The following is a 15520-nucleotide window of genomic DNA, read 5'->3' on the forward strand; positions in this document are numbered from 1 at the left end:
GATCATAAAGAGGTTAATAAAGCTCTCTATACAAATAAGTATAGAGAGCTTTTTGACGTTCTTTCTTTAGCTAAAGCTAATGTATCTAAAACAAGCAATAATAGACTATCATTGGTTATATCAACTATGCATGAGAGGTTTTAGTTTATAAGATGAATATAAGTAAGGTTTATTTACCTATTTGATTTGAAATACTAAAAAAAAATTGTTAGAATATACTAAATGTTATCTATATTATTTCTATGATATAAAAGGGGAAAGTGTATGTATAAGTTAATGTTAGTGGATGATGAGTATACAGTTCGAAAGAGTGTCATTAATAAAATAGATTGGAATCAATATGGCTTTGAAATTATTTGTGAGGCTGAAAATGGTAAAGAGGCTTATGATATGTTTGAACAACATAAGCCGGATGTTGTTATTACAGATATTAAGATGCCCTATATGGACGGGTTAGAGCTTTCGGAGCTTATTTTAGAAAAGTATCCTTTTACAAAAATCATTGTTTTGACTGGTTTTGATGAATTTGAGTATGCTAAAAAAGGGATAGATCTTAAAATTTCTGATTATATTTTAAAACCTATTTCATCTAAAGAATTAATAAAAGTACTTCAACAGATGAAAGAGAAGATTGATAATGAAATAAAAGAAAGAAGAGATTTAGACCATTTGAAAGATCATTATGAAAAAAGCTATCCTGTCATGAAAAATATATTCCTAAAGGCTGTAGTCAATGGAGAGTATAATTATGAAGAAATTAACCGATGGTTAGATTATTATGATGTAGATTTAAAAGGGGAATTGTACTTAGTAGCCGTTATTAAGATAGATCACTACTATAAAGAGAGAAAGACTATAGATTTAAAAAAGTCAGAATTAAAGAAAGTTGCTTTATTACATATGGTTAAAGAAATAGATGAAAAAGCTCAGATAGGACCTTATTTCTTAGAAAATAATCAAGTCATCATTATTGCAAAATCCAATAAGAAAAGTGAAATAGAATTTATTCAAGATTATATACCAAAGTTAGAAGAAATTAGACAAGGTGTAGAGAAATATTTACAGTTTACAATTACTATTGGTGTTGGACATGTCTGCAAAAATGTTTTAGATCTTCATCATTCACTAAAGAGTGCATTCAATGCACATGACTACAAAATGGTTGTAGGTAATAATCAAGTTATATACATCAATGATTTAGAAGATCATATAAATAAAAGACTTCAATTAAATGAAATCGATCAAAAGCGTCTTGTTAGAATTCTCAAAGCAGGTACGAAAGAAGAATTTTTCCTATACACAGATCAAATGTTTAATGAAATTACAAGGTGCAATGCGCCTATTAATGAATATCAGATATATCTATTAGAATCAGTCACCATCATGATTAAAACTGCAAAAGAAATTAATATTGAAATGTCAGAACTGACAAGAAAAAATATGAATATCTTCAGTATATTAAGTGAAAACAACCATTTAGAAGATATCAAAAATGAATTAGATCAAGTTGGAGAGAAGATTATTGAACATAATATGCTGGGAAGAGTTCAAAGTACTACAAGGATGGTATCCAAAGCAAAGGAATATGTCATAGCTCATTATAATGATATGGAATTGAACATAGAAAAAATAAGTGAATATCTTCATTATAGTCCTAATTACTTTAGCACAATTTTCAAAAAAGAAACAGGTGAAGCTTTTATGAACTATCTACTAGATATTCGGTTAGAGGCAGGTAAAGAATTACTCTTAACGACGGATATGAAGACCTTTGAAATTGCCCTTGAGGTAGGATTTGCCTCACCTAATTATTTTTCCTTTTGCTTTAAAAAGAGAATGGGAATTTCTCCATCGCAGTATAAAAAACAATACAAGTAGGGGATTTATATGAAAAAGATTATAAAGAGCAATTACTTTCGCTTTAATAGCATCCAATTTGTTATTGCAATTGCTTGTATCATCGTTTCAATTCTACCCATGCTATATACGGGGATATCCATGTATACGAAGTTTTCTAACACGCTAGTTGAAAGCTCACGTGTAGCATATGATCAAATCATGGATCAACTAAAAATTAACATAGAAGATTATTTGGAGCAGGGAATAAAGACAACAAGTGATATACATAATTTAATAATCCAAAATGACAATAATGTGGATTTCAAACTATCCTCAGAATTACATATGTTTTATAGTACAAGAAATAATCTAGCATCCATAACAATTTTTGATTTAAGTGGTAATAGATTGACCAGTGTTCCAGGTCATAATTTAAAAGCAGGTTATGATGTTAAAAATGAAGTGTGGTTCAATAAAATCTCTCAGCAAGAAATCATGTATTCGATATCAGAACCTCATGTTCAGAATGTTTTTGTTGATCAACATCCTTGGGTCATTACTATTTCAAAACCCATCGAAATTCAGAATAAAGGTAGGAAAGAAAAGGCTGTACTTGTCGTGGATATGGGTATTCAAACCATCCATAATATATGTAGCAACCTTAATTTGGGAGGAAGAGGCTATGTCTACATCAGGAACAGTCATGATGAGATCATTTATCATCCACAGCAAGCACTAGTGTTTGCTGGATTAAAAGAAGAATTTGAAATTAATAACATCAATATAAGTAATGAGAACTGGCAGGTAAATCAAAACGGCATGGGAGAAGAATTTTTAATTGTTCATAAAACATTGAGTTTTGTAGATTGGAACATCGTTGGGGTATCATATATTGATGACATTGCTAGTAATAATACGAGGATAGCGAGAGAGGTTCTTTTCACAATTCCTATTATTTTACTGATTATCATTTGGTTATCATGGTATATATCAGGTAAGATATCACAGCCTATTATGAAACTTGGAAGGTATATGAGGAAGGTAGAAGAAGGTAACTTCAATACACAAGTAATAATAACCAATGGAGAAAGAGAGGTACTGCAATTAGCAGATTCTTTTAACGTGATGGTTAAAAAAATCAAGGAACTTATTGAAGAAAATCAACGTGAGCATGAAGCTAAACGGCAAACAGAGTTAAATGCTTTACAAGCTCAGATAAACCCTCATTTCCTATACAATACGCTAGATTCCATTATATGGATGGCTGAAAGTGACCAGAATGAAGAGGTAATCGAGTTGGTTACTTCTCTTGCACGGTTTTTTCGAATCAGTATTAGTAAAGGAGCCAATATAATTACTGTTGCTGAGGAGCTTGAGCATGCCAGAAATTATATGCTTATTCAGAAAATTAGATATAAGGATAAATTTGAGTTTAACATTACAGCTGATGAAGAAGTAAAATCCTTAAAGACAATGAAATTGATACTTCAGCCTATGATTGAAAATGCTATCTATCACGGTATCGAATACATGGTAGATCAAGGTGATATTCAAATAAACGCAAAGATTGTAGAACATTTTCTTCTATTTGAAGTTATAGATAATGGATTAGGTATAAGCCAAGAACAACTGAAGAAAATTAGGGAAGGTAAAGATAATCAAACTACTAAGAAAAAAGGGAATGGTGTTGGGGTTAAAAATGTTGATGAGCGCATTAAACTTCGATTTGGAAGAGCATATGGTCTTGATATTGAGAGCGAACTCGAAGAAGGTACGACGGTGAAACTTTGGTTACCTATTATTAGAGGTGATAATATATGACAAATAGAAGAAAAAAATGGATTATAGCAATAGGTGTTCTACTCCTTTCTACTTATGTACTCTTTCTTAATATATCAAGTATAGACAATGATAAAGTCTTGGAAATTACTATAATCACAAAATCAAAATATGGATATGATTGGGAGTTAATCAATCAAGGAGCTTATGCTGCGGCAAATGAGTATGGGGCAAATATTCAAATTTTCGCACCAGACTATGAGAAAGATGTTAATGCTCAGATTAATCTAATGGAAACAGCTATTGATAATCAGGTAGATGCTGTTATTATCGCTCCTATTAATTTTACAAAACTTGAAGATATCATCAATAAGACTTTTGATCATGATATCCTAGTCATGATAATGGGATCAGAAACAAAGCCAAAAGTTTCTATGAGTTATGTTGGTACCAATCATTATAAGTCTGGGGAGAGAATGGCAGTAGCATTAATAGAGCTTGTTGGTGATACAGGAAACGTAGGGGTGGTTACAGATAATGCTAGAGATCTTTCCTATAGAGAAAAAGGACTATTAGATTATTTAGAAATTCACTCATCGATAGAAATCATTTGCATGGAGAATTCACTCTCTGATGAGTTCTCAGCAGGAAGGATAACCCGATCTTTACTTGAAGAGCATGATCGTCTTGACGCTATTATTGGAATGAATGATGTGATAACTATAGGTATTGCTAAGGCTGTAGAAGAAATGAATGAAGATATATGTGTTCTAGGATTCGATAATTCAGATCACATTATTAACTATCTCGATAATGGTGTTATTCATAAGCAAGTGGTCCAGAACTATTTCAGTATTGGCTACTACGGAGTTAAGAACACTATTTATCAATTAAAAGGACAAGAAATCCCTAATCAGGAGTATATTGATACAGTCATTATTTCGTCGGAAAACATGTATGATAGTGATATGCAAAAAATAATATTTTCAATTAAGTAAGAATGTTTATAAGTACATATTAGAATTTTGATAACTCTCCGTAGAATATTTATTTCATTATTGAAGTGAAATAAATATAATTTAATTAGTGATATTTACAAGAAATTGTAAAGTCAAATATAGCATATTTATAGGAATATGCTAAGAATATTGAGGGAGGGTTATTATGAAAAAACTATTATCACTGATTCTCGTTGTTGTACTAGTTGGAGGACTTATGATAGGGTGCAGTAGTACTGACACATCGGCAGGTGGAGGTCAACCATCAGTTGGGGTTACAATTTACAAATTTGATGATAACTTTATGTCTTTTGTTAGAAGAGCAATTGAAACCAATGCAGAGGGCAAAGCAGAGTTAGTTCTAAACGATTCTCAAAATGATCAAGCAAAGCAAAATGAGCAGATTGAAATGATGATTTCTAAAGGTGTCAACTCTTTAGCTGTGAATTTAGTTGATCCACAAGCAGCTTCAACAATTATTGCTAAAGCTAAGAAAGAAGATTTACCAGTAGTATTCTTTAATAAAGAACCTAGTGCTGAAGATATGGCAAGTTATGATAAAGCTTGGTATGTAGGAACAACATCTTCAGAATCTGGTATTATTCAAGGTGAACTCATCGCAGAATCATGGGAAGCTCATCCTGAGTGGGATAAAAATGGTGATGGTAAAATGCAATATGTTCTATTAAAAGGTGAACCAGGGCATCCAGATGCAGAAGCCAGAACAACATTCTCTGTTCAAACAGTAGTGGAAAAAGGAATAGAAGTTGAAGAGTTAGAACTTCAAACAGGTATGTGGGACACTGTTAAAGCAAAAGAGCTAATGGATGCATGGATTGCAAAACATGGTGATGCGATAGAATACGTTATCTGTAATAATGATGCCATGGCTTTAGGTGCTATTTCTTCATTGCAAAGTGAAGGTTACTTTACAGGAGATATGTATATGCCAATCGTAGGTGTAGACGCAATTCCAGACGCATTAGTTAAGATTGAAGAAGGTACATTGGTAGGATCAGTTCTTAATGATGCTGCAAACCAAGGTAAAGCTACTGTTGACTTAGCCCTTAATGTGGCTGCAGGGAAAGATCCTCTTGAAGGAACTGATTGGACGTTAGATGATACAAAAGCAGTTCGTGTACCTTATGTTGCAATTAAACTCGATAATATTCAAGTGGCAAAAGACTGTTACGGCGAATAACTACAATACGTAAGTCGATAAAAGATGCCGAAGATGTTATATGCATCTTCGGCTTATCTATGTCAGCATAGTATTATGCTAAAGTCCTTTATAGGAGGGGGATTGCATATGGAAAATAGTCTATTGGAAATGAGGAGTATCTCAAAATCCTTTCCAGGTGTAAAAGCATTAGATAGTGCAAAGCTAACAGTCAAGGCTGGTACTGTACATGCGTTAATGGGCGAAAATGGTGCAGGGAAGTCAACACTTATGAAATGTTTATTTGGTATTTATCATAAAGATGAAGGTGAAATATTTTTAGAAGGTAAACAGGTAGAATTTGAATCGGCTAAGCAATCATTAGATAATGGTGTATCAATGGTACATCAAGAACTTAATCAAGTTAGGCAAACAAGAATAATGGATAATATTTGGTTAGGAAGATTTCCAAAGAAGGGTTTATTTATAGATGAAGAAAAGATGTATAAGGATACTCTTGATATTTTTAAAAAGTTGGATATTAACTTGGATCCCAGACAAAAAGTCAAAGATCTATCCATTTCTGAAAGTCAGATGGTTGAAATATCAAAAGCAGTTTCTTATAATTCAAAGATAATTGTTATGGATGAACCAACTTCATCTCTGACTGAAAAAGAGGTAATGCATTTATTTAATATCATTCGTGCACTTAAAGAGGATGGTGTAGGTATTATTTACATATCACATAAAATGGAAGAAATCTTAGAGATTTCAGATGAAGTCACCGTTATGCGAGATGGTAAATGGATAGCCACGAAAGATGCAAGAGAGGTAACAACGGATGAAATTATTAATTTAATGGTTGGTCGTGATCTAACCCATCGTTTCCCTGAGAAGACGAATGTACCTAGCGAGGTCATCTTAGAGGTTAAAAATTTGACAGCAACTTATCAACCAGCAGTTGTCGACGCATCCTTTCAACTTCGAAAAGGAGAGATTTTAGGTGTATCGGGTCTAGTCGGCTCAAGAAGAACTGAACTAATTGAAACACTATTCGGTGCAAGGCATATGAAAACTGGAGAAGTTCTTCTTCATGGGAAAAAAATCAGAAATAAAAATCCCCGAGTAGCTATCAAAAATGGGTTCGCATTAGTTACTGAAGAACGTCGAGCAACAGGGATCTTTGGTGTATCCAATATCTTATTTAATTCTATTATTGCTAATATTGATAAATATCAAAAAATTTATAAGCTCTTAGATGATAAAAAGATGGAAGTGGATACATCATGGGTTATAGAAAGTCTGTCTGTTAAAACACCTTCTCAAAAAACACGAATAAAGTCTCTATCTGGTGGTAATCAGCAGAAAGTCATACTTGGTAGATGGTTATTAACTGAACCAGAAATACTACTCTTAGATGAACCTACCCGAGGGATAGATGTAGGAGCTAAATTTGATATATATCAATTGATGATTGAACTAGCCAATAGAGATAAAGGTATCATTATGGTATCTTCAGAGATGCCTGAGTTACTTGGCATTACAGATAGAATTCTTGTAATGAGTAATGGGCGCGTTGCAGGAATTGTTAATACAAGAGAAACAACCCAAGAAGAAATATTGAGATTATCAGCTAAATATTTATAGGGGGGAACGGAAGTGTTAGAAAGTATCAAACTAAAAAAAGGTAATATTTCGGAATTTTTAATGAATAATGCAATTTATCTCGTGCTTTTGGGATTATTAATTGTTATAATTATATTATCACCTGATTTTGTTTCCATGAGAAATTTGAAAAATATCCTTACACAAGCTTCAACACGTATTATTATGGCACTTGGGGTTGGTGGAATTATCGTAGCTAAAGGGACAGATTTATCACTAGGTAGACAAGTTGGATTAGCAGCCGTTATTTCAGCTTCTTTACTTCAAGCGCCGGACTATGCTTATCGGATGTATCCTGATCTACCTCAATTGAGCATTATCATACCCATTCTTATCGTCATGCTAGTTTGTGCCTTTTTTAGTTCTATTAATGGGTTTGTTGTTGCAAAATTAAATGTAGATCCTTTTATTGCAACATTAGGTATGATGGTCATTGTATACGGCGTTAATTCTATTTATTACGACCGGCCACCATATGGTGCACAGCCAATCGGAGGATTAGATTCAAAATTTACTTCATTTGCGCAAGATTCATTTAGTATTGGAAGTTTCGACTTACCGTATCTGATTATCTACGCAGTGGTCATTACGGTGATTATCTGGGTGCTATGGAACAAGACTAAGTTTGGAAAGAACATATATGCAATCGGTGGTAATAAAGAAGCAGCCTTTGTTTCTGGGGTTAATGTAACAGCATATACTATTCTTGTATTTACTGTTGCAGGCTTATTATATGGCTTAGGTGGTTCATTAGAGGCGGCAAGGATTGGTAGTGCAACAAATAACACTGGAAATATGTATGAGTTAGATGCTATTTCAGCATGTATCGTAGGTGGTTTATCCTTTAATGGTGGTGTTGGTTCTGTATCTGGGATTGTGACAGGGGTATTAATTTTTCAAGTCATAGCCTATGGATTATCTTTTATAGGGGTTAATCCTTATCTGCAATACATCATTAAAGGTCTTATTATCATAACGGCTGTTGCTATTGACTCAAGAAAATATGGTAAGAAATAAGGTGTATGACTACCTTTAAACTTGAGGTGTTGAGTTATGGGGAAGAATGTTGTAGCAATTTTACTGATACTATTGATGGTAATGAACATAGGCTGTTTAAAAGCAGATGAAGTTATGCAACAAGACAGCTATGTTGAAAATGAGATAAAAATAGGTATATTAATCTATAGATTCGATGATCAGTTTATTTCATCTGTGAAAGCAACCATCATAGAACAAGCAGAGGAAATCAATGCTATGAATCCACAGGAAATCATCGTTGATATTGTGGATGGGAAAAATCAGCAAGATATTCAGGATGATCAAATCGATCACTTTATTCAGGAGGACTATGATGCTTTAGCTATCAATCTTGTAGACAGAAGTAATGCTGCCAATGTGATTGATAAAGCAAAGCAAGCTGATATACCTATTGTATTTTTTAATAGAGAGCCGGTTGAAGTCGATATGGCAAGATGGGAGAAGACTTATTACGTAGGTGCAAAAGCAGAAGATTCAGGCATTATTCAAGGTGAAATTGCCGTAAGCTATTGGATGGATAATCCTCAAGTTGATAAAAACGGAGATGGCATTATGCAATATGTCATGCTAGAAGGACAACCAGGACATCAAGATGCCCTTCTAAGAACCAAATATGCTATTAATGCTGTAGTGGAGCAAGGTATAGAAGTTGAAGAACTAGTAAGGGATACAGCAAATTGGCAAAGAAGTGAAGCGAAAGATAAGATGGCGACATGGCTGGATTTCTTTGGGGATGATATAGAATTTATTTTCAGTAATAATGATGCCATGGCTCTAGGCGCCATTGACGCAATGAAAGCAAGTGAGGTGGCATATAACATACCTGTTGTTGGAGTTGATGCCATTGAATCTGCTATTGAAGCCTTGGAAACAGGAGAGATCATTGGTACAGTTAATAATGATAATGCTGAACAAGGTAAGATGGTGATGAACATGGCTTATTATTTAGCAATAAATGAAGATCCCAATGATTACATACCTGATATCGTTAACGGAACTTATTTATGGATACCCTACGAAAAAGTTCTTCCTAATATAGATTAACAATGAGACACCTTACTCTATGTGGAGTTAAGGTGTCTTTTTATTCATAACTTGTACCTTTCTTACTGCTAATGAATATGATATAGAGAAAACATTATGAGTGGTGAACTGGAGGTTTATTATGTCAAGAAAAAGACATCATGGCGATAACAATGAAACAATTGAGAGGGAGAAATCTAAGAAAAAGAAGTCTTCACATAGGTCAAAACGTAGAAGAAGAGTAAATATAGACAAAATAGAAGAAATAGAGAAGAAAATTAAAGAATTAGATGATAGAATCATTGATTTAGAAAATGAAGTATTATAATTAATCTCGAAACACCTCTACTTTTGTAAGTTTGAGGTGTTTTTAGAACAAAGAGTTCAATAACCTCATATTATATTGTAGAGATTGTTATGGGTATAAAAGAGTGTAACTATAGAAAAGTTACTAAATAGCCAAGTTATATTGTACAAGCCAAAGTAAGTATTGAAAGAAATATTAAAGAAGGAGGAATTAATCCATGTTAACGAATAAAAAAGACTGTAGATGTAAGAAAGAACTTGTGAATAAACCATTATGTCTATTTTGTGGACAAGGAGGAAACGCTGAGTTTTCAAGTCCAGATGACCCACCAGTTAATATAGGTTCAGTGACAGTAGATACTAGGGAATTATGTGAGCCACTTGTTAGATTTAAGTTTTCAAGTATTGTTAATCTAACAGGTTTGGCTAACTTACCACAAGCCTTATTAACATTTAGATTATTCAGAGGTGTAGATAATGGTGTGCCCATGCCATTAAATAGCTGGGTATATGAAGCATTCCAAATCAATAACATCAACACGGAACTAAGACTCAACACTTCCTTTGCATTTATTTTTTGTGACCGCTTAAATTTATTTAGGTTAAGCGAGTATTTTGTTGAGGTGTCTGTAGACAATTTGGTCAATGCTACTATATCCGTAGATGATGTACAAATTCAAGCGATAGCTCAGTAGTAAGTAGTAAATGAATTTCTGAAAAGGAGGAATTAACCTTATGTCAACGTCAATTAAGAAATCAGATTATGATCATAAAAATCCCCGTGAAGTAACTTTATTCTGCGGGCGAGGTGTAAGTACATCATTTCCAGGTACTGACACTTTCACACCTACAGTTCCCATACCCTCTTCAGCTAGGATAGCACAAGTTACAGTGGATACAAGGCATCGCATGAAGCCAGTGATTGAAATTGAGTTCTCAAGTATTGTTAGTTTTTTAGCTGCAGGGTCTGATGCAAAAGCATCATTAAGCTTTCTTTTGTATAGAAACTGTGATGATGAAGAACCAGTTGTCGTTAACAGCTGGTCCTATGAAGTCTTCGAATTAGAGAATACAACTATTAGGGAAAGATTGTCCACTTCTTTTGCTTTTAATTTTTGTGAATGTTTAAATGATGGAGATTGCTGTGAATATTTTGTAGAAGCTTTTGTAGGAGGGTTACAACAATCAAGTGTACAAATCAACAATGTCCATATTACAGCTTTAGCAGGTTGAGTGGGTACTACTAACATGAATAAATTAAAAATTGAAAAAGGAGGATAACAATAATGTCAAATTTGATAAAAAAGGCTAGTAGTCAACCTACTCTGCTATTTTGCGGTCAGGGCGGAAATGGAGCCTTTGTAAACCCTGATGATCCTTCAGTAATTATAGGAAGGGTTTTTGTTGATGCTACTAATATTAATCGACCAACAGTTAGTCTAGCGTTTTCTAGTATCGTTAGTTTTTTGGCAACAGAAGATGGTCTAGCTCCAAATGCAGATGGAGCAGAGGCAAGATTAACCTTTGGGTTATTTAAAGCTTGTAATGAAAAACCACCGGAGTTATTAAATAATTGGACCTATGAAGTATTTAGGATTGAAGATGCTTTTGAAGGAACAAGATTCATTAAAACATTTAGTTTTAACTTCTGTGATGTCTCATCTTGTTCGGAATGTTGCGAGTATTTTGTTGAAATATCACTAGAGAACTTGCTTACAGCCAATATAGTAGTCAATAATGTTCACATGACAGCATTAGTGCAATAAACACCTCAGAGTGATTAAAAAAAGAAAAGGAGGAATGTAGTCTATGATAGCAAATCAACCATTTCAGATATTCTGTGGGCAAGGTGGTAGTGCGCAATTCTCAACTAATGATGCTACTCCAGCTAATATTGGTCATGTTACAGTTGATGGTATTAAATTGTGTAGATCTTTAGTTAAGATTAAGTTCTCGAGTATTATTAGCTTAACAAGTACTGATGATGAGCCGGAAGTTATATTAACATTTAGATTGTTTAGAACATGTGAAAATGAGGAACCCATTGAATTAGACAATTGGCAATATGAGATATTTTTTATAGATGATGTTTTTGAAGTTATTGAGCTGACGAAATCTTTTACATTCAATTATTGTGATCGTATAAACAGCTCAAGACTTTGTGAATATTTTGTAGAAGTATCAGTGGATAACATTGTACGAGCCAGTGTATCCATTGATAATGTTCAAATACAAGCCATAGCCCATCCAACCTTAATATCCTGTGGAGAAGGTATGAGTGCTTTTTTTCAAGGTAATACCACAGGTCAGCCATTAATTCCTGATCCTTCTCTAGCTGAATTAGGTCAAGTGATGGTCAATACAAGTGGTTTACGTAAACCAGTAGTAGAATTTGAATTTTCAAGTATTATTAACTTAGTAGCCACAGATGGTGATGAGAAAGCATCTTTAAACTTTCAGCTGTTTAGAGCATGTGATGATATAGAACCAGTATTAGTAAATAACTGGCTGTACGAAGTTTACACAATCAATGACCAGGGATTTGGTAATATAAGGTTATCTACTGCTTATAGTTTTTCATTTTGTGAATGCCTAAGTGGTCTAGATTGTTGTGATTATTTTATAAAGGTATCTGTAGGTGGACTACAATTTATTGATAGTTTATCGATTACAGACGTTCATATAGCAGCATTAGTTAGCGAATCAAAAAAAATAAATAAAATATCTCAATTAGAGTGTGGGCAAGGTCGAAGTGCTGCCTTTGTTAACACAGATGTCCCTGCAATAAATGTAGGTCATGTTCAGATTGATACAAATGCATTGTGTAAACCGAAAGTAAGTATTGAATTCTCAAGTGTCGTTAGTTATTTAGCTTCACAAGGTGCTGCACAGGGGCGATTAAGATTTACACTTTTTAGAGTTTGTGATAAAGGAGAAGCTATTCTATTAAATAATTGGAATTTTGAATTAAAAAGAATTGATGATGTTCAAGAGGATACAAAATTTATAGACACTTTCGATTTCAATTTCTGTGATGATCCAGGATGTATTGGCTGTTGTGACTATTTTGTTGAGGTATCCATAGAAAACTTAGTAACTGCTATTATTCTAGTTGACAATGTCCATATCACAGCATTGGCCGGGGCGTAGACAAAAGATGTTACTGTATATAAATACAGGAGCCCAATAGTGAAGTAAACTTATTGAAAGGAGGAATATCATATGATTGATCAAAATAGAGTTATGAAAGATAAATCAATCCATCAACCTCTACAAATATTCTGTGGACAAGGCGGTAGTGCACAGTTTTCAATACCAGATACAACACCAGCAACTGTAGGTTTAGTAACAGTCAATGGAAGAGAAGGATGTAAGGCACAGGTCAAAATTAAATTTTCAAGTGTTGTTAACCTTACAAGTACAGATGATGATTCGCAAACTCTTTTAACATTCAACTTATTTAGGGTATGTGATCAGGGGGAGGCTTTACTATTAGACACATGGACATATGAAGCTTCACTGATAGAAAACGCATTTGAAATAATAGGATTAACCAAATCTTTTTCTTTTATATATTGTGATTACTTAAATTATTCCAAGGTATGTGAGTATTTTGTTTCAGTATCCGCTGATAATATTGTTAATGCTACAGTATCCATTGATAACGTCCAAATTCAAGCTATAACTCATGATACATTATTATTTTGTGGTGAAGGTACAAGTGCTTCATTTAACGGTAATAATCAAACCCAACCTATAATTCCAACACCTTCTTCAGCTAGCCTAGGCCAGGTTACAGTTAACACCAAAGGCTTGAGTAAACCTGTTGTAGAGGTTGAATTCTCAAGTATAGTTAATCTATTGGCTGGAGATGATGATGCAAAAGCGTCACTTAATTTCATGTTGTTCAGAGATTGCGGTGATGAGGAACCTGTCTTAGTCAATAATTGGATTTATGAGGTATTTTTAATAGAAGATTTTTTGGATATAAGACTATCTACTTCTTATAACTTTATTTTTTGCGAACGCTTAAGTAATGCTGAATGCTGTGACTACTTTGTGGAAGTATCTGTAGGGGGCTTAGATGAAATCAATACCATATCGATAACAGATGTTCATATTGCTGCATTGGTGGGGGAATCAGAAAAGACAGAAGAATCAACCTTACTGGCTTGTGGCCAAAGTATGAATGCAAACTTTGTTAACCTTGATATACCTCCCATACCCGTTGGGAGAGTAAAGATTGATACAAATAATCTCTATAAACCTGTAGTAAGCATTGAATTTTCAAGTATAGTTAGTTATCTAGCTACAGAGGATGATGCGCAAGGACGATTAAAATTTGAACTCTTTAGAGTTTGTGATAACGGAAAACCTGTACTACTCAACAATTGGGCATTTGAAGCAAAAAGAATTGATAATGCTTTTGAAAACACCAGATGGATTGATGCCTATGAGTTTAACTTTTGTGATGATGCTGATTGTTCAGGATGTTGTGAATATTTTGTACAAGTATCTATTGAGAATTTATTGACAGCTAACTTAATGATTGATAACGTTCAAATAAGTGCTTTGGTGGGAGATCATGTTTATTAAAGTATATAGTAAATAAAGGGTTAGCTTATCAAAATATATTTCTTTTTAGGGTAGAGGTAAATCTAAAGAAATAGAAATATAGATGACACCGCTAAAAGATAGATTAAAATATTATAATGAAGGAACAAAAGAAGAAAGCAGTAGAATATACATACTAAATTGATAAAACTTTCTTTTATTTTTCACATAGTACGAAGGGGTAGCATAATATATATTAAAAAGATAGAAAAGTATTAAAATCCTTATAAACAGCTTAGTATTATAAGAATTTGAATACCATAGTTAAGTATAAATTATCGTACAAGCTTGTAGTCTAAGAACTACAGTTGTATGATAAGTATTTTTATGAAATCTGCCTATACTTAATAATTTTCCATAAAGGAGGAAATGAATAATGTCAAAAAGATCTTGTAGCTGTGATAAAGATTATGTAGAGAAAAAAGATTATGACTATGAAAGAAAAGGCTGTGACAGAAAAGATTATGACTGGAGAGAGCGTGAATGCAAATGCACTTGTGGCTGCGGTAAAGAAAGAGAGTGTGCTGTTTGCAAACCTATGAGTCCATGTCCAAAGAAAATATTAGTTGAATGCGGTACTCCAGGTGGTATGATGCAGTTTAATGCTACTGGACAAACCTATACAGCTGCTAATGTAACTGTTGATACATCATGCTTCTGCAAACCTGTAACAGATATTTACTTTTCAAGTCAAGTTAGTGCAGAATTAGATCCAACAGCAGGATTAGATTCAGTACTTAATGATGTAGTTCAACAAGATGCTGAAGTAGTTCTTCTCTATGAATTAGTTTGCAGACGTAATGGTGGAAGTGAAATAACCATAGGAAGCTGGACTTTCAGAAGATTTTTATCAGGTGGTTCATTAGTAGCACCAGCACTTGATATTACATCAAATAATGCACAGGACTTACAAACTTCTGATACATTTACTTTTAACAAGTGTATCTGCTCATCACCTTGCCAAGGATGCATTGATTACTTTGTAAGAGTAACTGCTCAATTAGTAAGTACAAACTCTGTTACAACACTTGCTAACGCAAATGCAACAGTCTCTATGGGACAACTTGTTGCAAAAATTCAAGAGTGCTAATTCAATCAC

General features: G+C 33.5%; 14 protein-coding genes. All 14 read left to right on the forward strand.

Going from position 1 to position 15520, the window contains the following annotated elements; all coding sequences use genetic code 11:
• Positions 1-264 precede the first annotated feature (264 nt).
• The 14 genes from C1Y58_RS00065 to C1Y58_RS00130 all read left to right on the forward strand — a co-directional run bounded on the left by C1Y58_RS00065 (position 265) and on the right by C1Y58_RS00130 (position 15511).
• Positions 265-1878, forward strand: coding sequence for a response regulator (locus C1Y58_RS00065; RefSeq protein ID WP_105613951.1), 1614 nt, complete (start codon positions 265-267; stop codon positions 1876-1878).
• Between the two features lie 9 nt (positions 1879-1887).
• On the forward strand, positions 1888-3660 hold the full coding sequence (locus C1Y58_RS00070) for a sensor histidine kinase (protein ID WP_105613952.1): 1773 nt from the start codon (positions 1888-1890) through the stop codon (positions 3658-3660).
• Entirely contained in the window at positions 3657-4616 is a 960-nt protein-coding gene (locus tag C1Y58_RS00075; RefSeq protein WP_105613953.1) for a substrate-binding domain-containing protein, read from the forward strand. The genes C1Y58_RS00070 and C1Y58_RS00075 overlap by 4 nt, the downstream gene beginning before the upstream one ends.
• A 166-nt stretch (positions 4617-4782) precedes the next feature.
• Positions 4783-5817: a galactose/glucose ABC transporter substrate-binding protein MglB gene (gene mglB / locus C1Y58_RS00080; protein WP_105613954.1), complete on the forward strand. Its 1035-nt coding sequence runs from the start codon at positions 4783-4785 to the stop codon at positions 5815-5817.
• A gap of 108 nt (positions 5818-5925) precedes the next feature.
• Positions 5926-7422: a galactose/methyl galactoside ABC transporter ATP-binding protein MglA gene (mglA, locus tag C1Y58_RS00085; protein ID WP_105613955.1), complete on the forward strand. Its 1497-nt coding sequence runs from the start codon at positions 5926-5928 to the stop codon at positions 7420-7422.
• Positions 7423-7434: 12 nt separating this feature from the next.
• The gene (gene mglC / locus C1Y58_RS00090) at positions 7435-8457 is read left to right on the forward strand and encodes a galactose/methyl galactoside ABC transporter permease MglC (protein WP_242985296.1); all 1023 of its coding nucleotides are present in this window, start codon (positions 7435-7437) and stop codon (positions 8455-8457) included.
• Between the two features lie 36 nt (positions 8458-8493).
• Positions 8494-9522: a galactose ABC transporter substrate-binding protein gene (locus C1Y58_RS00095; protein WP_105613956.1), complete on the forward strand. Its 1029-nt coding sequence runs from the start codon at positions 8494-8496 to the stop codon at positions 9520-9522.
• A 121-nt stretch (positions 9523-9643) separates the two neighbouring features.
• Positions 9644-9829 carry a hypothetical protein gene (locus tag C1Y58_RS00100; RefSeq protein WP_105613957.1) on the forward strand — a complete coding sequence of 62 codons (186 nt, stop codon included), beginning with the start codon at positions 9644-9646 and terminating at the stop codon, positions 9827-9829.
• Positions 9830-10025: 196 nt separating this feature from the next.
• On the forward strand, positions 10026-10502 hold the full coding sequence (locus C1Y58_RS00105) for a DUF4489 domain-containing protein (RefSeq protein WP_105613958.1): 477 nt from the start codon (positions 10026-10028) through the stop codon (positions 10500-10502).
• Between the two features lie 40 nt (positions 10503-10542).
• Complete coding sequence (locus C1Y58_RS00110) at positions 10543-11040, forward strand: DUF4489 domain-containing protein (protein WP_105613959.1); 498 nt, start codon at positions 10543-10545, stop codon at positions 11038-11040.
• Positions 11041-11093: 53 nt separating this feature from the next.
• Positions 11094-11573, forward strand: a complete 480-nt coding sequence (locus C1Y58_RS00115; protein ID WP_105613960.1) for a DUF4489 domain-containing protein — start codon at positions 11094-11096, stop codon at positions 11571-11573.
• A 43-nt stretch (positions 11574-11616) separates the two neighbouring features.
• Positions 11617-12957 carry a DUF4489 domain-containing protein gene (locus C1Y58_RS00120; protein WP_105613961.1) on the forward strand — a complete coding sequence of 447 codons (1341 nt, stop codon included), beginning with the start codon at positions 11617-11619 and terminating at the stop codon, positions 12955-12957.
• Positions 12958-13029: 72 nt separating this feature from the next.
• Positions 13030-14403 (forward strand): DUF4489 domain-containing protein, encoded by a 1374-nt coding sequence (locus C1Y58_RS00125; RefSeq protein ID WP_105613962.1) that lies wholly within the window; start codon positions 13030-13032, stop codon positions 14401-14403.
• A 394-nt stretch (positions 14404-14797) separates the two neighbouring features.
• Positions 14798-15511: a DUF4489 domain-containing protein gene (locus C1Y58_RS00130; RefSeq protein WP_105613963.1), complete on the forward strand. Its 714-nt coding sequence runs from the start codon at positions 14798-14800 to the stop codon at positions 15509-15511.
• Positions 15512-15520 lie beyond the last annotated feature (9 nt).

Origin of the sequence: Vallitalea okinawensis (assembly GCF_002964605.1) — a bacterium.
In the GTDB taxonomy this organism is placed as follows: Bacteria; Bacillota; Clostridia; order Lachnospirales; family PQDH01; genus Vallitalea_A; species Vallitalea_A okinawensis.